Raw genomic sequence first — 20,303 nt, forward strand, 5'->3', positions numbered from 1 at the left:
ATTCTAAAACACAACTAAACAATTGAAACTATAATTCTAAAGTATAACATTATCGATATTTAAGATAAATTTTAAGAAAATAAAGACCCGATCCAAAGCGTTAATACTATTATACATATTTAATTTATAAAAAACAAGCGTAAAATAAATTTCGCCTAATTAAAGCATATCATGTTCTGCTAAATATTCAGCAATCTGTACTGCATTTAAAGCAGCACCTTTTCTGAGATTATTTGCGGTCAACCATAAATTTATAGTGTTTTCTTTAGAATAATCTCTTCTAATCCTTCCCACTAAAATATTATCATTATTTTCTGTATCAATCTGCAGAGGATATTTTTCTTGAGCAGGATTATCAATCAGCTCTACATTTTTGGTGTTAGCAAAAATATTTTTAATATCATTAATATTATAGGTAGAATTTAACTCAATATTTAAAGATTCTCCATGGCCAAAGATAACTGGTATTCTAACACAGGTTGCAGTTACTGCTAAATCCTCATCAGCCATTATTTTTTTGCATTCATTAACCATTTTCATTTCTTCTTTGGTATAATCATTATCTAAAAATGTATCAATTTGTGGAATTGCATTAAAAGCAATCTGATGATTAAAGTTTTCTTTTTTAATTTCCTCTTTGTTTAAATAAGCTTTAGTTTGCTCGATAAGTTCATCAACAGCTTTTTTTCCAGCTCCAGAAACCGCCTGATAAGTGTTAATAACTATTCTTTTGAGTCCATAACTATCTGCTAAAGGTTTTAAAAGCATAACCATCTGAATTGTAGAACAGTTTGGATTTGCAATAATTTGCTGATGGTCATTTAGAGCCTCACCATTTACTTCAGGCACGATCAGAGGAACATTTTTATCCATTCTAAAAGCATTACTATTATCAATAACTATTCCACCTGCTTTTTTTACAAGTGGAGCCACCTCTTTTGAAATATCACTTCCTGCACTAAAAAGGGCGATATCTATCCCTTCAAAACAACCTTCTTTTACTACTTCTACGGTTAATTTTCTATCTTCAAATTCTATTATTTTCCCCTCTGAACGACTGCTGGCAAAGACCTTTAAATCAGCAATCGGAAAATTTCTTTCACTAAGTATTTTTAACATTTCTCGACCGACTAAACCTGTTGCACCTACTACTGCTATATTATATTCTTTCATTATATGTCTCCTTCCTTATTATAGGACGTCCAAAATAATTTGTACCCCAAACACCAATAATTATCAAAAATGCACCTAATGCCTGTAATTTATAAAATGATTCACCTCTTAAAAAAACTCCCGCTAAGATAGAAACCACAGTGGTAAAGTTTGCAAATACTGCAGCCTGGGCCGCATTAATCTTAGAGAGGGTATAATTCATCATGAAAAATGCTACTACAGAAGATAAAAGTCCTAGATATAAAATTGCAATCAATGCATCTCTATCTGATATAATACTAAAATAACTTTCCAGGCTAAAATCAAGCTCATAAATAGCTATAATATTAAAAACAAAAGCACCAAAACCCATCATAACATATGTAATTTCTATTGTAGAAAATTCTAGAGAAAGTTTTCTAGAAATTATATTATAAAAAGCTGCTGCAATTACAGCTACTCCCAGTAATAAAAGACCAAATAAATTTCCTTCTATTCCACTACTGCCTCTGTTAAAAATTATCAAAGCTGCACCAAAAACAGATAAAAGCACAAAGATGCTCTGTTTAAATGTAGTTTTTTCTTTCAAAATAAATGCTGCTAAAATAGTTACAGCTATCGGTATTAATGCAATCATCATTCCAGCCTCTGAAGATGTAGTATAAATCATTCCGGTTGTTTCAAAAACAAAATAAATTCCTGGCTGAAATAGGGCCAGCAAAAGCAGCATTTTAATATTTTTTGATTTTAAATCGATTTTAATTATACCAGCAATCCTCAAAATACTCAAGCTTAAAAAAGCTAAAGCAAAACGAAAACCAAGTAAGTGGAATGGAGCCATTAACTCCAAACCCTCCTTGGTAAATAAAAAAGAAAAGCCAAATATTGAGCTAAATATCAGACCAGCAAAATAAGGAGCAAATCTGCGTAATTTTTTCATTAACAAACCACTCAATTCTTGGGAGGCCAGGGACCATAATATTGATAATAATGTGTTTCCATCCCACCACTGTATAATTTTCTTCTTTTATCTGCTTCTTTAGCAAAAATCTCTTCGAAATTTGGATGAGAGGTAATTATATAATAGGACCAGGTATCTAAATCCCGAAACTTTTCCCCCATTTTTTTATATAAAGCTTCAACTTCTTCTTGATCGGACATTCTTTTACCATAGGGTGGATTTGTAATAATATATCCATATTTTCTGCTGCTAGAAAAGTCTTCAAACTTTTTTTCTTGAAAATGAATCAAATCATCTACCCCGGCTTTTTTTGCATGATAACGGGCTATACTAATTGCTTCAGGATCATGATCATAACCCATGATAAGTCTTGGCTCAACATCAATTTTTTTTGCTTTTTTCGCCTCAACTCTGGTCTTTGCCCAGAGCATATTATCAAAGATTGGCCATTTTTCAGAAATAAAGTTTCTTTTAAGCCCCGGAGCCTGATTTTTGGCAATCATTGCTGCCTCTATTAAAATAGTTCCTGAGCCACAAAAAGGATCAATTAAAATTCTATCTTTATCCCAGCGGCTTAAATAAATCATTCCTGCTGCAATTGTTTCCTGAATTGGAGCGGTTACCGTTAGATCTCGGTAGCCTCTTTTATGCAGACCAGTACCAGAACTATCGATTGTCAATAGAGCTTGATCTTTATATAAGGCAATTTCTATTGGATAAAGTGGGCCATCTTCTGGAAACCACTGATCTCCATATTTTTCTTTCATACTGTCAACTACAGCTTTTTTTACTACAGACTGACAGGTTGGAACACTGCTCAATTGAGAGTCTATTGATTTACCACTAACAGGAAACTCTGCATTTTCAGGCAGCCATTTCGGCCAGTCAAGAGCTTTTACTCCTTCATATAACTGATCGAAGTCCAATGCCTCAAACTCTCCTATTTTAATCATCACTCTTTCTGCAGTTCTAAGCCACAAATTAGCTTCAGCAACCGCCTTTAAATCTCCGGTAAATGTTATCCGGCCATTTTTTACTTCTGTTATTTCATAACCTAATTTTTTTATTTCTTTTTTTACAAGAGCTTCCATTCCAAATGTACTGCTTGCTATAATTGATAAATTAGTCAAAAAATTTCCTCCTAAATTAAATTAACACCTGCTTGTTTGAGTTCTTGATTACACTTTTCTATTTCATCCGGATTAACAGCTGCAGAAGCTGCCTGAATAATATTTGTTTTAAAAGCATTTTTAACACTATCAAGAGCAGTATATTTTACACAGACATCATATGCTAAACCACAAATATCTACTTCTTCTATCCCAAAAGACTTGAGTAGAGCTGCCAAGCCTAAATCACTACCATCATTGTCTTGAAAGGCAGAATAACTATCAACTTCTGGATCTGTTCCTTTACGAAGTATATAATCGAACTTATGGGTCTTAACTTCACTGTTAAATTCTGCACCCTCACTTTTTTGCACACAGTGATCAGGCCAGAGAACTGGCCCTAGTCCTTCTTCTTTGTCATAAGGTGTAAATGCTTTTTCACCATGAACAGAAGCAAAACTGCGGTGATTTTGAGGATGCCAGTCTTGAGAAGCAACAATAATCTCATACTCTTCTGATTCCAGTAATTCATTTACCTTCTGATTTATCTTAGATGCAGCTGGAACAGCTAATGCCCCATCTTCATAAAAGTCATTTTGTAAATCAACGGCTAATAATGCTTTTTTCATAATATCCACCTCTAAAGTCTTATTTCAAATTTCCTAAAATCCTCACACTCTTCATTTTTTATTTCAATATCTTCTACCCTGGCAAAAGATGGCCCTTCTTTAACATTCTCAACCATCTTCTCTACCTTAGCAGGCTGACCCTGAATTACAAGTTCAACTCTACCATCTCTAAGGTTGCGAACCCAACCTTTGATACCTAAAGTTCGGGCAGTGCTTCTACAAAATGCTCTAAAACCAACACCTTGAACTCTACCTGAGATATAGATATGCTTTTGAATATCTTTTTCAGCCATCTTATCCACCTCCATCTGTTTACATTATACATTTTAATATAATATCTGGCAAATTTAAATGGCTGAATTTAAATAATTATTTTAAGCTAAGTGTTGATTAACTCTCAAAGCTGCTTTAGCACCTTCTGCAGCTGATATTATAATCTGTTTATCCATAATATTGCTGACATCTCCAGCTGCCCAGATACCTTTTTCAGATGTTTCATTTTTTTCGTTAATAATTATCTCTTTTTGTTGATTTAATTTAACCATATCACTAACAAAATCACTATTAGCAATTAGACCTATTTCTATAAAAAGTGCATCTACATCAAGCTCTTTTTGAGAAGAATCATTTAAGCTTTCAACTACTATTGACTGCAGTTTTTCTTCACCATTAATTTCACTAACTTTTGCTGAGGTGTGAACTTCGATCTTATCACTATTATAAATTTTTTCTTGTAAATATTCATCCCCCATTAAAGAAGGCTCAATCTCGATTAAATCGACCTCACAACCTATTTTTGCCAGATCAAGGGCACCTTCTAAACCAGAATTCCCTCCACCTACAACAGCAACAGCTTGTTCTGCATATAAAAAGCCATCACAATTAGTACAGTAGTGAACCCCTTTACCACTTAAAACATATTCCTGTTTCATACCTAATCTTCTTTTCTTTGCTCCGGTAGCAATTATCACTGTTTTAGTCAGATACTCTTTATCATTATCTGTTTTAATTATTTTTTGGCCATTTTTCGAATTTACTGCAGTTGCTTTTTCTCCGATAACTGTTTTAATATCATATTTGCTGATATGAGACCAAAAATCATAAACAAGATCGGCTCCAGTTGTTCCTGCTTTCCCTAAATAATTATCTATTTCATCAGTATTAATTACCTGGCCTCCAATATCTTTAGTTAAGAGTAGAACTTTTATTCCTTTTCTGGCTGCATAAAGTGAGGCATTTAAAGCTGCAGGTCCAGCTCCAAGAATTATTAATTCCCATTCTTCTTCTGAATAGTCAATATTTTCTCTACCGATTAACTGATTAAATTCACCATTTTTTTCTAATTCAATAATATCATCATAACCACCTAAACTTTTATCATTTATGATGATCTGAGGAACGGTTTTGTTAGAAGTTCTTTTTTTCATTATCTCATAATTATCGGCTTCATTAATGTTAATTTCTTCAAATTCTAAACCCTTGCTTTTTAAAAAAGCTTTAGCTTTTTTGCAGTATGGACACCAGTCTTTAGAATAAACTTCGATCTTTAATTCTTTCTTCATTTTTATTTAAACCCTCCTAATTAAATATCTCTCAGCATTTGACATAATAAGAGTAGAATGTTAACATTAATATGGTTAGTTAGTATGAAAATAAAAAATAAAACTCAAAATGAGGTGAAATTAATGGCAACAGTAATTAATTATGCAGAAGAACTCGCAGATGCAATTGTTGAATCCAGTGAATTTCAAGAGCTGAAAGAAAAAGAAGAAATAATGGTCGGAGATGACGAAGCTAAATCAATGCTTGATGATTTAAACGCAAAATATCAGCAGGTACAAATGATGCAGCAAAATGGTCAAGAGATTAGCGATGAAAAGAAACAAGAATTAAGTATGATGGAACAAAAAATGAAGCAAAATGAAAAAATTGCTGAATTTTATGAAGCTCAAAATCACTTTAATCAACTAATGAATTCTGTAAACCAGGTAATTACCGATAAACTGCAGAACTTTGAAGAAGCAGAGTAATTATACTTATGAACTAAGACCGCAGTTTTAAAACTGCGGTCCTTTTTTTTATTATATAAACCTTAGACACTATTACCTGCTTTATAACCACTTGAAAATGCAATCTGCAGATTATAGCCCCCGGTCATTGCTGCAACATCCATGATCTCTCCAGCAAAATATAAATTTTCTATTACTTTAGATTCTAATGTATTTGGATCAATTTGATCTGTATCAACTCCACCCCTAGTTACAATCGCCCTTTTAAAACCCTTTTTGGCTGTTATTGTCAGACTAAGTTCTTTAAATAATTTTAACAGTTCCTGCCTTTCCTCTGCAGTAATCTGATTTACTGTTTTATCATAATCGATGGAAGAAAGTTTAATAAAGACCGATCTTAGTTTTATAGGAAGCAGATCATCTAAGCTATTAGCAAAATACTTATTATTATATTTGGCAAAGTCTCTTAAAATACGCTGATCAAGAGTTTCATAATCAAGAGCAGGTTTTAAATCAAGCTTCAGCTGATAAGAACTTTCTTTTTTAAAATCAAGCATCATACTGGCAGAGATAATCATCGGACCATCTAAATATCCATCTCTAATTTCCAATTCTCCAAAATCCGAATATATTTTTTGCCCCTTATTGTTATAGACTTCAAGCCCGGTATTCCTTAATTTTAGCCCCTGAGCTTCATAAATCCATTTTTCTTCACAAATTAATGCTGTTAAACCTGGAGAGGGTTCAACGATATTGTGGCCGCATTTTTCGGCTAATTTAAAGCCACTGCCATCTGAACCTGTTTCCGGATAAGAACAACCTCCAGTAGCTAAAATAATCCTATCTCCCTTTAAGATATCACCATATTTTAGCTTTACTCCTACAGCCTTCTCATCTTCAATAATTACTTCCTGTACAAAATCTTGAATTATTTTAACATCTTTGTTTAGTAATTCTTTTTTTAAAACCCTTAAAACATCTGAAGCACGCTTGGACCTGGGAAAGATTCTATTACCACGCTGTATTTCAAGCTCCAATCCCAGTTGAGAAAAATATGAAAAAAGTCGATATGCATCAAATTCAGCCAGCAAGCTGTATAGAAATTTAGGGTTATCGACAATATTATCAATATGTTCATTAATTGCTGAGTAATTGCTTATATTACAACGACCTTTACCAGTTATTAATAATTTTTTACCAAGTCTTTTATTCCTTTCAATTATATAAACATCATTATCATTAGCAGCAGCCTCAATAGCAGCTATCATTCCAGCTGGACCACCACCAATAATTAATACTTTCTGCAAAATATTCCTCCATTCAAATAAAATTATGCCATTTTTTCAACCGCATTTTTTATTCTAATTAAAGCAGTTTTTAGCCTTTTTTTAGGGCAGGCGATATTTAATCTCATAAAGCCACTTCCAGCTTTACCAAACCAGATTCCTGGATTTAAACCAACTCCAGCTTCTTCAATCATAAATTTCCTCAGTTTTTGATCATTCTCAAAATTTAAATCTCTGCAGTCTAACCAGATTAAAAAAGTCCCTTCCTGTTCAAACAATTTGATAGCTGGGATTTCATTTTCAATAAAGTTTTGAAGATAATTTTTATTTTCAACTATATATTGGAGCTGTTCTTCCAGCCATTTTTCCCCATTATTATATGCACTTTTTAAAGCTTCTAAACCAAAAGGACTATTACCAGAAGAAAATCCATTTTTAGTTCTGTTATATTTTCTTTTCAATTTATCAGAACTTATAATAGTATATGAAGTATGTAAACCAGCAATATTAAACGTTTTACTAGCCGCCATATAAGTAATTATTTTTTTTCTGTAAGCTTCTAATTCAGGATTATCATCTATAATTTTTAAGCTGGGATAATGATCATAAGCTGGATAAACTAAATCAGAATGGATCTCATCACTTAATAAATAGATATTTTCTCTTTTTAAAATTTTAATTAATCTTTTTAATTCAGATTGTTTCCAGACCCTGCCAACCGGATTATGAGGGCTACAAAAAATCAAGGCTTTAATGTCTCCTTTTTTGTCTTTCCAATCAGCTATTATTTTTTCCAGTCCAGCAAAATCAATTTTATAATGTCTGTCTTTAATGACCAAGCTATTTTTTATCAGTTCACAGTCATTATTTTTTACTGCAGAAAAAAAAGGTCTATAAACTGGTGGTTGAATAACAACACCATCACCAGCTTTAGTAATTGCTTTTAAAGTAAAATTTATAGCGGGGACAACCCCGGTATCGAAAACAAGCCAGTTTTTATCAATTTCCAGGTCAAATCTTTTACTTAACCAGTTTTTAACTGCAGTTTTAACTTTTTGATCAGCGAAAGTATAACCAAGTATACCGTTTTCAGCTTTGTTGATTAGAGCAGCTTTGATTTCTGGAGCAGTAGGCCAGTCAGAATCAGCAACCCAGAGGGGAAGAATATCATCTTTACCAAAAATTTCTTCACATTTATCCCATTTTACTGACATTGTATTATTTCTATTATGTAGTTTTGAAAAATTATATTTATCTTCCATCTTCTAACCTCCAGTCTCTTACTTCTCTTAAGTTATATTAAAAATCTATCATTTAAATATAAATTATAGCTGGATTGGGAATTTAACACTTCATTTTCTTGACTCATATTATTTGCAGCAAAAAAAGCTAAAAGCAGTCCTAGAATTAAAACAATTAAAGCAACTTTTCTATTTCTTATTCTAAGTGAAATCAAATCACCTTTTAACAAAGCAACTAATCCTACAGCAGCCAGTAAAGCTCCAAGATTGGCTAAAAGTTCCACAAAAACCCCTCCATTTAATATATTTTATTTTAACATTTAATATTTTACCCTGTGATATCAATTATTGCTTTTGCGTAAATAGCAGCACTCTTGAGCAGGTTATCTATCACTATATATTCATCTTTTTGATGAGCCAGTTCTTCCTGTCCTGGAAAAAGCGGACCAAATGCAACTCCTTTTTTCACCTTTCTGGCATAGGTGCCTCCCCCAATTGCGATAGGCTGACCCTTATCTCCCGTTATTTCTTGATAGGCATTCATCAATTTTTGGATAAAAAGATCATCTTTTTCAATATAGAGAGGTTCAGCATCACTCTGCAGTTCTACTTCTATATTATAATCTTTAATGGAATTTTTTATAGAATTTATCACTTTAGAACTACTTGATTTAACAGGATAGCGAATATTTACTATTAACTTTATTTCTCTCTGATTTAAAGCTACTATCCCAGAATTAAAAGTTAACTTTGTCGGTATATCATCTTCTTCTGCACACCCAATTGAACTCCCATCATATTCTAAAGCTATTTTACTTTGATAAAATTCAAGAAAATCAGCAACATCAGATTCAGTAAATGGTAATTGAGCAAGGATATTTATTAAATGGGAAATGGCATTTTCCCCATCCTCTGGCAAACTAGCATGGGCAGAAACTCCATTATAACTGAGTTTTAATCCTTTTTTACTTTCGCTTATCTGCAGTTTATCTTTTTCATACTCGATTTCTGCCAGGATATTCTGCAGCTCATTTTTATCTATACCCTTAATAACTGCCTCTGCATAATCTGCAACCATATTAGCAGCATTACCCCCTTTTAAAGCAATTAATTGGAGGCTTGAATCAACGTTCTTTGTGATTTTTTTAGAAAATTTGAGATCAAGAATTCCTTTTTCTGCATGAATAGCCGGAAATACTGCATCTGGACTAAAGGATAATTCAGGCATTTTTTCTTTTTTAAAATAATAATCTATAGATTCCATACCGCTTTCTTCATCAGTACCCAAAATCAATCTTACTTTTTTACTTAAATTTATATCAAGCATATCAACAATTTTCATAGCATAAAGTGCAGCAACAGTTGGCCCTTTGTCATCTATTGCACCTCTACCATAAATCTTTCCTGCATGAATTTCTGCTGCATAGGGAGGGTATGTCCAGTTGCTTCCCTCAGGTACAACATCTAAATGACATAAAATACCTAAAATCTCTTCTCCCTCGCCTATTTCAATATGGCCAGCATAATTATCAATATTTTTTGTTTTAAAACCGAGCTCAGAGGCAATATCTAAAGCTTTTTCTAAAGCTAAATAAACATTTTCCCCATATGGATATTTTTCTTCTTTTTTTGCTTTAACACTTGGTATTTGTATTAATTCTTGAGTGCTTTTAATAATATCATCTTTCAGCTTTTCAGCCTGTTTTAATATCTTCTCTTTCATAGTCCTGTTTAATAGATTAAACTATTAAACTTCACCTCCTTGAACATAAGTTATCTATATCAATTTCTTAAGTTATATTTTCCACTCAACTTATATTTTATCATTTATCAGAAGTTATTTAAATTAAATCTTAAAAATAAATTATTGAAATTTAAATATATTGTAATTTGTAGATTTATCATTGTAAAAAAAAACAAAAAATGTTATATTAATTTCGAGGTGATAAAATTGCAAATAAAAAAAATAAGTACAGAAACTAAAATTAATCCCTTAGCTGAAGAAATAAAACTTGGCTTTAATGATAAATCTCTAGATAAAGCAGTTCTGTTGCTCCATGGTTTTGCTGGCAGGAGCAATAACTGGAAATATATCGCAGAAAAAATTTATCAGCAAAAAAATACTGCTGTCTATGTACCAAGACTACCTGGTCATGGAAGCAGCTCAAGTGATTTTAGGGCAAGTAATTCAGAACAGTGGCTGCGCAAAAGTGTTGATAGTTATTTGTATTTAAAAAGTAATTTTGAAAAAATTTACCTTGCCGGATTGTCAATGGGAGGGCTGCTCGCAGCATTATTAGCAGCAAATTTCAAGATCGAAAAGCTCTCTTTAATTGCTCCTGCTTTTTATAGCAGAGATAAAAAAATCGCCCTAACCCCAATCGGTAAATATTTTATTGAAAAAATTGATCATCCATCTGCAGAAGAAAATAAAGAAGATCTTTCAGAAGAAGAACTGGATTATAGAAATAATTACAATAAATATTATTATCTCGAACAGTTGGCCGAATTATATGCTTTGATGAAAAAGGCTAGAAAAGAGATTTCAAAGCCCAAAATACCAACTCAATTAATAATCAGCAAAAATGACCGGACAATTGCCAATACAAAGACTCTGGAGTTTTTAAACAAAAAAATGGGACAATCTTTAAAAGATATAAAAATATATCAAGAATCGTCCCATGTAATTACTAATGATGTTGAAAAAGAAAAATGTGCTTCTGATATAATTGACTTCTTTTTCAATCTACAAAATTAGCTATTTTTGTTCAACTTTAAATTAAGTCTTTTAATTTTTTTAAATAGCGGCTAAATTTATCAACAGCATTTTCTATCACCAGTGGTTTTTCCATATTTACGCCTGCATTTTTTAAGATATTTAAGGGATAATCACTGCCACCAGCCCTCAAAAAATCTAGGTATCTTTCTGCAGCTTCACCACCTTCATTTTTTATTTTTTCTGCCAGTGCGGTTGCTGCAGAGTAACCTGTTGCATATTTATAAACATAAAAATTATAATAGAAATGCGGGATTCTGGCCCATTCGTAATCAAGTTTTTTATCAATTGCGAGTTGATCTCCAAAATATTTTTTGTTCAAATTATTATATTTTTGCTGCATACTTTGAGAAGTTAAACCCGCTCCTTTTTCTACCTCTTGATGAATTAATTTTTCAAATTCTGCAAACATTGTCTGTCTATAAACCGTTCCTCTAAAACCTTCTAAAAAATAATTTAATAAATAAAGTTTTTCTTCTCTACTTTCAGCATTATTTAACATGTAATCAACCAGTAAGTTTTCATTTAAAGTAGAGGCAACTTCAGCGACAAAAATCTTATATTTAGAATAGATATAGGGTTGGTTTTTATTTGTATAATAGCTGTGCAGAGCATGTCCCATTTCATGAATTAAAGTAAATAGATTGCTTATATCTTTAGTATAATTCATGAGAATAAAAGGATGGACACCATAACAGCCGCTGGAATAGGCCCCTGATCTTTTACCCTTGTTTTCATAAACATCTATCCAGCCTGAATTAAAGGCTTTATCCACTATGGAAACATAATCTTCTCCAAGTGGTTGTAAAGCTTTTTTTATAATATCTTTAGATTCCTCATATTCAAATTTAAGGTCGATTTCTTTTATCAATGGAGTATATGTATCATAAATATGTAGTTCATCAAGTTCTAACATTTCTTTTTTTAGTTCCATATACTCATGTAGGGGGGCTAAGTTATCAGAGATACTGTTGATTAAATTATCATAAACATCAACACTGATATTGTCATCATCAAGTGAGGCTTCTAAAGAACTTTCATATTTTCTGGCCCTTGCATAAAAAATATCACCTTTGACACTACTGTCTAATACAGCTGCAAAGGTATTATCAAGCTTTTCATATTCGCCATGCATACCATTAAAAGCCTCTTTTCTAACTTCCCTATCCTCATTTTTTAAGAGATCGATATATCGACCGTGAGTTAGCCTTATTTCTTCTCCATTTTCATCTTCAATTAGCGGAAATTCTAGATCAGCATTGTTTAACATGCTAAAAATATTTTCAGAACTCTGGGTTACTTCTCCAGCCAGAGCTAAAATCTTTTCTTCATCAGCTGATAAATAATGATCTTTCTGCCTCATTATATTATCAAAAAAATGTTCATAAAATGATAACTCCTCGTTTTCTTTAATATATTCTTTTAATTTTTCTTCTCCCAACTCAATTATTGCAGGTAACATAAATGAGGTGGAATTATTCAAATTATTATAGGCAGTCATAGCCTTGTTTTTATAATTTTGATATTTCTCATTTTTAGTATTCTGATCATATTTCATGTGAGCATAGGCATATAAACGTGAAGTTTTTTCCTCAACCTTTATAATTTCATTTAAAGCATTATAAAGCTTTTCTCCATCTTCACAAAAGTCATTTTTATAATTTTTTATTGCTTCAATTTTCTGCAACACTTTCTGCAGTTCTATTTCAAAGCTATTATCATCTGCATAAATATGATCTAAGTTCCATTTATATTGATCTGAAATCGAATTTCTATCTTTTAATTCCTTAGACAAAAGTAATCTTCCTTTCTAAGCTTTTGAGTTTTTCTTTTTTCGTGCTCTAAAAGCCATTTTTTTCTCCAGATACCATCTGCATAACCATGTAAACTACCATCACTGGCTATTACTCTGTGACAGGGGATAATAATTGAAATGGGATTATTATTATTAGCTTGGCCAACGGCTCTTGCTGCAGCCGGCTTATCAATAGCTTTTGCAAGCTCTAAATAAGACATAGTTTTAGCATAAGGGATTTTTTGTAAACAATTCCAAACCTTTAGTTGAAACTCACTCCCATTTAAGGATAAGGGTAAGTCAAATTCTCTTCTCTCACCCATAAAATACTGGTTAAGTTGATCAAAAATCATATTATATATTTTTAGGACTTTTTTGTCCTGATAAAAGTTTTCTCTACAATTATTTTTAATTTCTCGAATCTTATCTTCAAAATCAATTCTAAGTAAAGCAGAATTATTGAATTTTATTTTCAAGATTCCTATTGGAGAAGGATAATATGTAAGATAATTCTTTTTTTCCAAGCTATTCACCCCTAATCTTTTTTAGCGCAAAAATATTTTAGCTTCTAGAATTTTGCAGTACCAGGTGTCCTAGGGAAAGGTATTATATCTCGAATATTTTGCATACCTGATAAATACATTAAAAGCCTTTCAAATCCAAGTCCAAATCCTGAATGGGGTACTGTTCCGTATTTTCTGATCTCTAAAAACCACTGATATTCGTCCAGATCCATCTTTAGTTCCTGCATCCTGGACTTTAATTTTTCGTATCTTTCTTCTCTCTGGCTACCCCCGATGATTTCTCCTACTCCAGGAACAAGACAATCCACAGCAGCAACGGTTTTATTATCATCATTTTGCCGCATATAAAAAGCTTTTATATCTTTAGGATAATCTTTAACCATAATTGGTTTTTTAAAGAATTTTTCTGTCAAAAACCTCTCATGTTCAGACTGAAGATCAATTCCCCAGCTAACCGGATATTCAAAATCAACTCCGCTTTTTTCTAAAATATCAATAGCTTCTGTATATGTGATTTTAGCAAAATCAGCTTCAATGATATTGGCGATTATTTCTCTTCTCCCTTTATCGATCTGTTTGTTAAAAAAATCCATTTCTTCTGCTGCTTCATTAAGGGCAAAAGTAAAAAGTTTTTTAATAAAATCTTCGATTAAAACCATCATTTCATCTAAATTACAAAAAGCCATTTCTGGTTCTATCATCCAAAACTCTGAAGCATGACGTGATGTATTAGACTTTTCGGCTCTAAAAGTAGGGCCAAAAGTATATACATCTCCTAAAGCAGAAGCCATTAATTCTGCTTCCAGCTGACCACTAACAGTTAAGCCGGTTTCTTTACCAAAAAAATCCTGGCTATAATCGATCTCTCCATTTTCAGCTTTTGCTAGTTTTTCAAAATCAAGAGTAGTAACCTTAAAAATTTCTCCGGCTCCTTCGGCATCACCTGATGTTATAATCGGAGTATGTATATATTTAAAATCTTTATTATAAAAATAATCATGGACAGCATATGACATTTTACTGCGGAATCTATTAACAACCCCAAAAGTATTTGTTCTTGCCCGCAGATGGGCGATCTCTCTTAAAAATTCAAAACTGTGTCTCTTTTTTTGGAGAATAAAATCTTCTGGAGCTTCACCAATTATATCGATTTTTTCGGCTTTCATCTCTAAATCCTGTTCTCTACCTTCAACTTTATCTATATAGCCCGTAACCTTTATGCTGGCCCCTCTATTTATATCATCTAGAGGAAATTCTGAAGGATTTAAAATAACAATTTGCAGATTATTCAAACAACTTCCATCATTAATTTCTATAAAGGCGATATTTTTAGAGACCCTTTTGGTTCTTACCCAGCCCATAACAATAACATCTTTATAGCTATCAATATTGTCTGCTAGAATATCTTTTATTTTTTTTCGTTGAAAATAATTCATCCAAAACTTCCTTTCCCTTGTCTAAATTATTTATATATATTTTGACTATTATATTATTTCTTGCAATCTCAACTAAATCCTTTAAAAAAATCAAATGAATTTAATTTAATTTTAATCTCAAATTATAAAGTTTTAAAGAGCCCGGTTTTTATGCCGGGCTGATTGATACATTTTTTATACCTATTCTTCTTCTAATGTCATGTCCTGTCCACAGCAGACGAGAGTCCCGCCGCCAACATCTTTTACTTCTACAACATTACCACAAACTTCACAATGATAAACTTCACCTTTTTTCTTTACAGCCATCTTAAAACCTCCTCTTTTATAAGATTTGACAAATAATAACTATTAATATTATAAAGCATCTGTCAAATTTTTTCAATAATATTATTTATTTACTCTGTCAAGAGAAAATTCTTCATGTAAAACATTTACTGCTTTGTCTGCTAAATCTTTTTTGATTAAACAAGAAATTTTGATTTCAGAAGTTGTAATCATTTGAATATTAATTTGATCACGGCCTAAGGCAGAAAACATTCTTGCTGCAATACCAGGAGTAGACTGCATACCAGCTCCAACTATAGATATTTTTGCAACATCTCTATCTATATTATAATTATTAATTTTTAATTCTGGTTTTATTTTTTCTAAAACATTGACTGCTCTTTTTTCATGATCATTATTAATAGTAAAGGTAATATCATTTAAATTATCACGCTGCAGGTTCTGAATAATCATATCAACATTAACTCCTGCATCAGCTAGAGAATTAAATAATTTACCAGCTACTCCAGGTTGATCTGGTATTCTTTCTACAGTTATTTTTATTTCATTAATATCACTGGCCACTCCAACTACATTTTGTTTTCCTTCCATTTTGTCATCTCCTCTAACAATTGTTCCTAATTTGTTATTGAAACTTGAAGCAATATATAATTTTAGACCATAATGATTTGCCAGTTCTACGGCTCTAGGATGGAGCACATTAGCACCTAAATTGGCAAGTTCAAGCATTTCTTCATAAGAAATATAATCTAATTTACTGGCATTTTTAACGATTCTAGGGTCAGCTGTATAAACACCATCAACATCAGAATAAATCTCACATCTATCAGCTTCTACGGCTGCAGCAACTGCAACTGTGGTGGTGTCTGAACCACCTCTACCAAGTGTTGTGAAATCATGATTATCATTTACACCTTGAAAACCGGCTACTATTACTATTTTGTTTTGTGCCAGTTCTTTAAGTAGTCTGCTGGTATCTATATCGGTTATTATTGCCTGGTTGTGTTTTTCATTTGTTTTGATCTTCATCTGGCTTCCAGTTAATGAAATTGCAGGATAACCATAAGAATGGATTGCCATTGTCAACAGAGCTATAGAAACCTGTTCTCCAGTTGTTAAAAGCATATCAACTTCACGAGGGTCTGGATCATCTGTAATCTGTCCCATTAAATCGATTAGCTTATCTGTTGTATCTCCCATTGCTGAAACAACAACAATCATTTGATTGCCTTTTTTATATCCTTCAATTACTCTTTTTGCTACATTATCAATCAACTCTGGATTAGCAACAGAGCTGCCTCCATATTTTTGTACAATTAGTGACACATCTTTCACCTTCCCTATTGTTCTAATAATTCTAAATAACTGTATCTTTAATAGGAATAATATTATTTATTGTTAATACACCTTTTAAAGATTCTATTTTTTTGATAATTTTCTCTAATTTATCTTCCCTGATTTTTTTAGTTATAATAATTACCGGCAGTAAAGGTGTTTCTGTTTTATTATCTTTAAAAAATAATTCTGCCAGATCTTTTTCTGCAAAAATTTCTTTTATTTTATTTATTGTTTGATCATCTTTTTCTATTTGAATCCTAATATAAAATGATTGCTCAAGATAAGCATGTAAATCAAATGTTGTTGTTTTTTCTAATGGATTAAGATCCATTTTTGTTTTATTTTCTTTAATAGTTTTTGCAGCTTCAATCAAATCAGAAATAACTGCATTTGCACTGGGATATTTGCCAGCCCCCATACCATCAAAGCTAAGTTTTTGTGAATACCGTGAATAAACTTCTATTCCATTAAAAACTCCATCAATTGATGCTAAATACTCTTCTTTCTCAACTAAATTTGGCCTTACTCCAATATTTATCTTGTTGTTTATATTTTTTATACTTGCTATCAGTTTAATTTTATAACCCAGTTCAGAAGCATAAATCAAATCATAACTTGTAATCCCTTTAATACCTTTACAGGGAATATCTTCAGGGTTTACCGAAATATCGAAAGCTAAATTCGCTAAAATGCAAATCTTATATAAAACATCATAACCTTCTAGATCTTCTTCTGGATCCTGTTCTGCATAACCCATTTCCTGTGCTTTTTGAATTGTTTCTTTCATACTGATAGTTTTTTCTTCCATAATCGAAAGAATATAATTTGTAGTACCATTTAAAATCGCATCTATTTCCTGGATATTATCTCCAGCTAGATGTTCTCTTATTGCTTTGATAATTGGAATCCCACCACCAACACTACCCTCAAAATAAATATGGGTATCATTATTTTCAGCTAAAGCCAGTAATTGATTATAATGTTTAGCAATCAATAGTTTATTAGCTGTTATAACAATTTTATTCTTTTTTAAAGAATTCGTGATATATTGATAGGCAGCTTGTTCTCCCCCAATTAATTCTACAACAATATCTACTTCGGGGTCCATTAAAATTTTATTGAAATCATCAGTTAAAATAGATTTATCTTCAAGATTTTCTCTTTTTTTATTAAGATCTTTTATTAAAATATGTTTAAGCTTGATTTTTTCTTTAACTATATTTTCAATTTTATTTTTATTATTTTTTAATATTTCATAAAAGCCACTGCCTACAGTTCCATAACCCAATAGGGCAATGTTAATCATATATTAGTGCCTCCCTTTTAAATACTCATATAAGTTATAATTACAGCCTTTTAAAATAAAACTACTGCAATTAATATTTCTTGCTTTAAAAGGTTTTTTCATTTCTTCAGCTATTTTTTCAGTATTTTTATCAGCTACAGCAATTATAGTCGGTCCAGCTCCACTCAAAGCTGCCCCATATGCTCCCCATTCATAAGCTTTAGATAAAACTTGATCAAATTCTTCAATTAATTCTTTTCTGTAGGGCTGATGTATTTTATCTTCCATTGCCTTTTTTAATAGTTGATATTCATTATTAATAAATGCTGCTGTAAATAAAGCAGTCCTACTTAAATTAAAGATCGCATCAGGATAAGTTATTTTATCTGGCAAAACTGCCCGCAATTCTTTAGTTTTTAATTCGTAATCTGGAACAACTAAAACAAAAGAAATATTTTGACTTACATTTATTTTATAATAACTATAGTCCTCATTGCAATTATAATTTATTGTTAACCCACCAACTAAAGCAGGAACTACATTATCAGGATGTTTTTCAAGTAAAACTGCAAGTTTAATAAAATCTTTTTCTTCAATTACTTTTTCAGAAACAATAGCTGCTGCTGTAAGTCCACCAATAATTGCGGATGCACTACTACCTAAACCTCTTGCCAGGGGTGTTTGCATAGTTTCAATAATTTCTACCCCAGAAGCTTTTTGATTAATAAAGTTAAAATAACTTTTATAAGCTAATGAGATTAAATCATTTGCCGGGTTGAGCTTTAAAACATGATCATTATTGCTCTTATCTATAACCTTTACCTTTATTAAATCATCTTTTCTTTTTTTTACTTTAAAATTATTAAAAAGATTTAGAGCCATTCCTATTGTATCATAGCCTGGACCTAAATTAGCTGATGTAGCTGGTACTTTAAATTCATCCATTTTTATATTCCTCTCTAGAAATTAATAAGCTTGAAATAATTTTGCAATAGATTTTTTCTTAGGATTTTTTACAATACCTTTTTCAGTTATAATAGCACTTATATTTTCTGCAGGAGTAACATCAAAGGCAGGATTATAGACTTTAACATTATCTGGAGCAATCTGTACTCCTTCAATATGAGTTATTTCTTGACTATCTCTTGCTTCGATTTCGATCTGGCTGCCGCTTTCAAGTTTTCTATCAATAGTGGATAATGGAGCAGCAACATAAAAAGGAACATTGAAATTCTTCGCCAGTTCAGAGAGCATAAATGTACCAATTTTATTTGCTGTATCACCATTTGCTGCAATTCTATCTGCACCAGTAATGATATAGTCAATTTTAGCATCTCTAATTAAAGTAGCTGCTGTACTATCTGCAATTAAAGTAACATCTATCCCTTCTTCCATTAGTTCAAAGGCGGTTAGCCTGGCTCCCTGTAATCTTGGTCTTGTCTCATCGGCAAAAACCTTTATATTTTTATTACTAAAATGAGCTTCTCTGATGACCCCTAATGCAGTCCCATATTCAACCGTTGCCAGTGCACCTGCATTACAATGGGTTAAAATTACCGCATTATCTTTAATTAATGTATTACCGTTTTCTGCCATCTTTTTGTTAATTTTTCTGTCAGAATCAGCAATATTATCTGCCTTATTTTTTAAAATTGTTAAAAATTCATCTTTAGATTTATCTAAATTATCTAAAGCTAGTTCTAAAAGCTGTTCAACCGCCCAGCTTAAATTAACGGCAGTAGGACGAGCAGCGATTAATTCTTCTGCCGCTTTTTTTAGTTCTTTTTTTAATTCTACTTTTTCCAGATCAGCAAATTCTAAAGCAGCAAGATAAAATCCATAAGCTGCTGCTGCTCCAATTGCTGGAGCACCTCTTACAACCATATCAGAAATTGCAAACTCTGTATCCTGATAATTTTTACAACTGAAATATTCAATTTCACCAGGTAGTTTTCGTTGATCGAGTAATTTTAATTGTTCATCTTTAAAATACATAGTTTCATTTTTCATTATCCTGCCCTCCAGTTAGATTATTTGCCTTTAACTCCTGTATGACCAAAGCCTCCTGAACCTCTATCGCTTTCTTCTAAATCATCAACAAGCTCCCACTCAATTAGATTAACTTTTTGAATTATTAACTGGGCGATTCTATCATTAAAATTTATTTTAAAATCTTCACTGCCGTGGTTAATTAATATTACTGCGACTTCTCCTCTATAACCGGAATCAATAACTCCATCTGCATTTAAAACAGTGATACCATGTTTTAATGCAAGTCCACTTCTTGGATAGACAAAAGCAGCATAACCTTTGGGAACCGCTATTTTTAATCCTGTTTTAATTAATTCATATTCACCACTTTTAATGATAACTTCTTCAGCAGCATGAAGATCTAAACCTGCATCTTCTCCAAAATGTTGATATTCAGGTAATTTAACCTGATCATTAAGCTTTTCAACTTTGATATTCATATTATC

Annotated in this window: 21 protein-coding genes; 2 read left to right on the top strand and 19 right to left on the bottom strand. The window is 31.7% G+C overall.

Annotation, left to right across the window (positions count from 1 at the left end):
- Positions 1–159: 159 nt before the first annotated feature.
- From HALSA_RS06565 to HALSA_RS06590, 6 genes are all read right to left on the bottom strand, one after another.
- Positions 160–1,173, bottom strand: coding sequence for an aspartate-semialdehyde dehydrogenase (locus HALSA_RS06565; protein WP_013405807.1), 1,014 nt, complete (start codon positions 1,171–1,173; stop codon positions 160–162).
- A complete protein-coding gene (locus tag HALSA_RS06570; protein ID WP_013405808.1) occupies positions 1,160–2,092 on the bottom strand; it encodes a DMT family transporter in 933 nt (310 codons plus the stop codon). Before HALSA_RS06570 ends, HALSA_RS06565 begins: the two co-directional genes overlap by 14 nt.
- A gap of 11 nt (positions 2,093–2,103) precedes the next feature.
- Positions 2,104–3,243, bottom strand: a complete 1,140-nt coding sequence (locus HALSA_RS06575) for a THUMP domain-containing class I SAM-dependent RNA methyltransferase (protein WP_013405809.1) — start codon at positions 3,241–3,243, stop codon at positions 2,104–2,106.
- 11 nt (positions 3,244–3,254) lie between these two features.
- Positions 3,255–3,851: a bifunctional nicotinamidase/pyrazinamidase gene (pncA, locus tag HALSA_RS06580; RefSeq protein WP_013405810.1), complete on the bottom strand. Its 597-nt coding sequence runs from the start codon at positions 3,849–3,851 to the stop codon at positions 3,255–3,257.
- 11 nt (positions 3,852–3,862) lie between these two features.
- Positions 3,863–4,144: an acylphosphatase gene (locus tag HALSA_RS06585; protein ID WP_013405811.1), complete on the bottom strand. Its 282-nt coding sequence runs from the start codon at positions 4,142–4,144 to the stop codon at positions 3,863–3,865.
- An 81-nt stretch (positions 4,145–4,225) separates the two neighbouring features.
- Positions 4,226–5,413 carry an FAD-dependent oxidoreductase gene (locus tag HALSA_RS06590; RefSeq protein ID WP_013405812.1) on the bottom strand — a complete coding sequence of 396 codons (1,188 nt, stop codon included), beginning with the start codon at positions 5,411–5,413 and terminating at the stop codon, positions 4,226–4,228.
- A 123-nt stretch (positions 5,414–5,536) separates the two neighbouring features.
- Between HALSA_RS06590 and HALSA_RS06595 the strand changes: the two genes are divergently transcribed.
- Complete coding sequence (locus HALSA_RS06595) at positions 5,537–5,881, top strand: YlbF/YmcA family competence regulator (RefSeq protein ID WP_013405813.1); 345 nt, start codon at positions 5,537–5,539, stop codon at positions 5,879–5,881.
- Positions 5,882–5,943: 62 nt separating this feature from the next.
- On the opposite strand, the gene HALSA_RS06600 is transcribed toward HALSA_RS06595, so the two are convergent.
- Genes HALSA_RS06600 through pepV form a run of 4 tightly spaced genes read right to left on the bottom strand, consistent with a single transcriptional unit; the run spans position 5,944 to position 10,110 of the window.
- Positions 5,944–7,167, bottom strand: coding sequence for a BaiN/RdsA family NAD(P)/FAD-dependent oxidoreductase (locus tag HALSA_RS06600; protein WP_013405814.1), 1,224 nt, complete (start codon positions 7,165–7,167; stop codon positions 5,944–5,946).
- A gap of 23 nt (positions 7,168–7,190) precedes the next feature.
- Positions 7,191–8,408 (bottom strand): MalY/PatB family protein, encoded by a 1,218-nt coding sequence (locus HALSA_RS06605; RefSeq protein WP_013405815.1) that lies wholly within the window; start codon positions 8,406–8,408, stop codon positions 7,191–7,193.
- Positions 8,409–8,440: 32 nt separating this feature from the next.
- Complete coding sequence (locus HALSA_RS06610; RefSeq protein ID WP_013405816.1) at positions 8,441–8,671, bottom strand: hypothetical protein; 231 nt, start codon at positions 8,669–8,671, stop codon at positions 8,441–8,443.
- Between the two features lie 44 nt (positions 8,672–8,715).
- Positions 8,716–10,110, bottom strand: coding sequence for a dipeptidase PepV (pepV, locus tag HALSA_RS06615; RefSeq protein ID WP_013405817.1), 1,395 nt, complete (start codon positions 10,108–10,110; stop codon positions 8,716–8,718).
- A 219-nt stretch (positions 10,111–10,329) separates the two neighbouring features.
- Here pepV and HALSA_RS06620 point away from each other — a divergent pair, with 219 nt between their 5' ends.
- On the top strand, positions 10,330–11,145 hold the full coding sequence (locus tag HALSA_RS06620) for an alpha/beta hydrolase (RefSeq protein WP_420795036.1): 816 nt from the start codon (positions 10,330–10,332) through the stop codon (positions 11,143–11,145).
- A gap of 16 nt (positions 11,146–11,161) precedes the next feature.
- On the opposite strand, the gene pepF is transcribed toward HALSA_RS06620, so the two are convergent.
- The 9 genes from pepF to dut form a co-directional block, all read right to left on the bottom strand.
- Entirely contained in the window at positions 11,162–12,958 is a 1,797-nt protein-coding gene (gene pepF, locus HALSA_RS06625) for an oligoendopeptidase F (protein ID WP_013405819.1), read from the bottom strand.
- Positions 12,943–13,482: a methylated-DNA--[protein]-cysteine S-methyltransferase gene (locus HALSA_RS06630; protein ID WP_013405820.1), complete on the bottom strand. Its 540-nt coding sequence runs from the start codon at positions 13,480–13,482 to the stop codon at positions 12,943–12,945. The genes pepF and HALSA_RS06630 overlap by 16 nt, the downstream gene beginning before the upstream one ends.
- A 44-nt stretch (positions 13,483–13,526) precedes the next feature.
- Entirely contained in the window at positions 13,527–14,918 is a 1,392-nt protein-coding gene (gene asnS, locus HALSA_RS06635) for an asparagine--tRNA ligase (RefSeq protein WP_013405821.1), read from the bottom strand.
- 180 nt (positions 14,919–15,098) lie between these two features.
- Positions 15,099–15,224 carry a desulfoferrodoxin FeS4 iron-binding domain-containing protein gene (locus HALSA_RS06640; protein WP_013405822.1) on the bottom strand — a complete coding sequence of 42 codons (126 nt, stop codon included), beginning with the start codon at positions 15,222–15,224 and terminating at the stop codon, positions 15,099–15,101.
- An 81-nt stretch (positions 15,225–15,305) separates the two neighbouring features.
- Positions 15,306–16,529, bottom strand: a complete 1,224-nt coding sequence (locus HALSA_RS06645) for an aspartate kinase (protein ID WP_013405823.1) — start codon at positions 16,527–16,529, stop codon at positions 15,306–15,308.
- Positions 16,530–16,560: 31 nt separating this feature from the next.
- Positions 16,561–17,847 carry a homoserine dehydrogenase gene (locus HALSA_RS06650; protein WP_013405824.1) on the bottom strand — a complete coding sequence of 429 codons (1,287 nt, stop codon included), beginning with the start codon at positions 17,845–17,847 and terminating at the stop codon, positions 16,561–16,563.
- Between the two features lie 3 nt (positions 17,848–17,850).
- A complete protein-coding gene (gene thrB / locus HALSA_RS06655; RefSeq protein ID WP_013405825.1) occupies positions 17,851–18,771 on the bottom strand; it encodes a homoserine kinase in 921 nt (306 codons plus the stop codon).
- Between the two features lie 21 nt (positions 18,772–18,792).
- Positions 18,793–19,836 carry an S-methyl-5-thioribose-1-phosphate isomerase gene (mtnA, locus tag HALSA_RS06660; protein ID WP_013405826.1) on the bottom strand — a complete coding sequence of 348 codons (1,044 nt, stop codon included), beginning with the start codon at positions 19,834–19,836 and terminating at the stop codon, positions 18,793–18,795.
- Between the two features lie 20 nt (positions 19,837–19,856).
- Entirely contained in the window at positions 19,857–20,297 is a 441-nt protein-coding gene (gene dut, locus HALSA_RS06665; protein WP_013405827.1) for a dUTP diphosphatase, read from the bottom strand.
- Positions 20,298–20,303: the final 6 nt, after the last annotated feature.

Origin of the sequence: Halanaerobium hydrogeniformans (assembly GCF_000166415.1) — a bacterium.
In the GTDB taxonomy this organism is placed as follows: domain Bacteria; phylum Bacillota; class Halanaerobiia; order Halanaerobiales; family Halanaerobiaceae; genus Halanaerobium; species Halanaerobium hydrogeniformans.

What these genes read in the sequence shown, in the direction of transcription:
- HALSA_RS06565 (WP_013405807.1), bottom strand. Translation starts at nt 1,173, where the DNA reads ATGAAAGAATATAATATAGCAGTAGTAGGTGCAACAGGTTTAGTCGGT.
- HALSA_RS06570 (WP_013405808.1), bottom strand. Translation starts at nt 2,092, where the DNA reads ATGAAAAAATTACGCAGATTTGCTCCTTATTTTGCTGGTCTGATATTT.
- pncA (WP_013405810.1), bottom strand. Translation starts at nt 3,851, where the DNA reads ATGAAAAAAGCATTATTAGCCGTTGATTTACAAAATGACTTTTATGAA.
- HALSA_RS06585 (WP_013405811.1), bottom strand. Translation starts at nt 4,144, where the DNA reads ATGGCTGAAAAAGATATTCAAAAGCATATCTATATCTCAGGTAGAGTT.
- HALSA_RS06590 (WP_013405812.1), bottom strand. Translation starts at nt 5,413, where the DNA reads ATGAAGAAAGAATTAAAGATCGAAGTTTATTCTAAAGACTGGTGTCCA.
- HALSA_RS06595 (WP_013405813.1), top strand. Translation starts at nt 5,537, where the DNA reads ATGGCAACAGTAATTAATTATGCAGAAGAACTCGCAGATGCAATTGTT.
- HALSA_RS06605 (WP_013405815.1), bottom strand. Translation starts at nt 8,408, where the DNA reads ATGGAAGATAAATATAATTTTTCAAAACTACATAATAGAAATAATACA.
- pepV (WP_013405817.1), bottom strand. Translation starts at nt 10,110, where the DNA reads ATGAAAGAGAAGATATTAAAACAGGCTGAAAAGCTGAAAGATGATATT.
- asnS (WP_013405821.1), bottom strand. Translation starts at nt 14,918, where the DNA reads ATGAATTATTTTCAACGAAAAAAAATAAAAGATATTCTAGCAGACAAT.
- HALSA_RS06640 (WP_013405822.1), bottom strand. Translation starts at nt 15,224, where the DNA reads ATGGCTGTAAAGAAAAAAGGTGAAGTTTATCATTGTGAAGTTTGTGGT.
- HALSA_RS06650 (WP_013405824.1), bottom strand. Translation starts at nt 17,847, where the DNA reads ATGATTAACATTGCCCTATTGGGTTATGGAACTGTAGGCAGTGGCTTT.
- thrB (WP_013405825.1), bottom strand. Translation starts at nt 18,771, where the DNA reads ATGGATGAATTTAAAGTACCAGCTACATCAGCTAATTTAGGTCCAGGC.
- mtnA (WP_013405826.1), bottom strand. Translation starts at nt 19,836, where the DNA reads ATGAAAAATGAAACTATGTATTTTAAAGATGAACAATTAAAATTACTC.
- dut (WP_013405827.1), bottom strand. Translation starts at nt 20,297, where the DNA reads ATGAATATCAAAGTTGAAAAGCTTAATGATCAGGTTAAATTACCTGAA.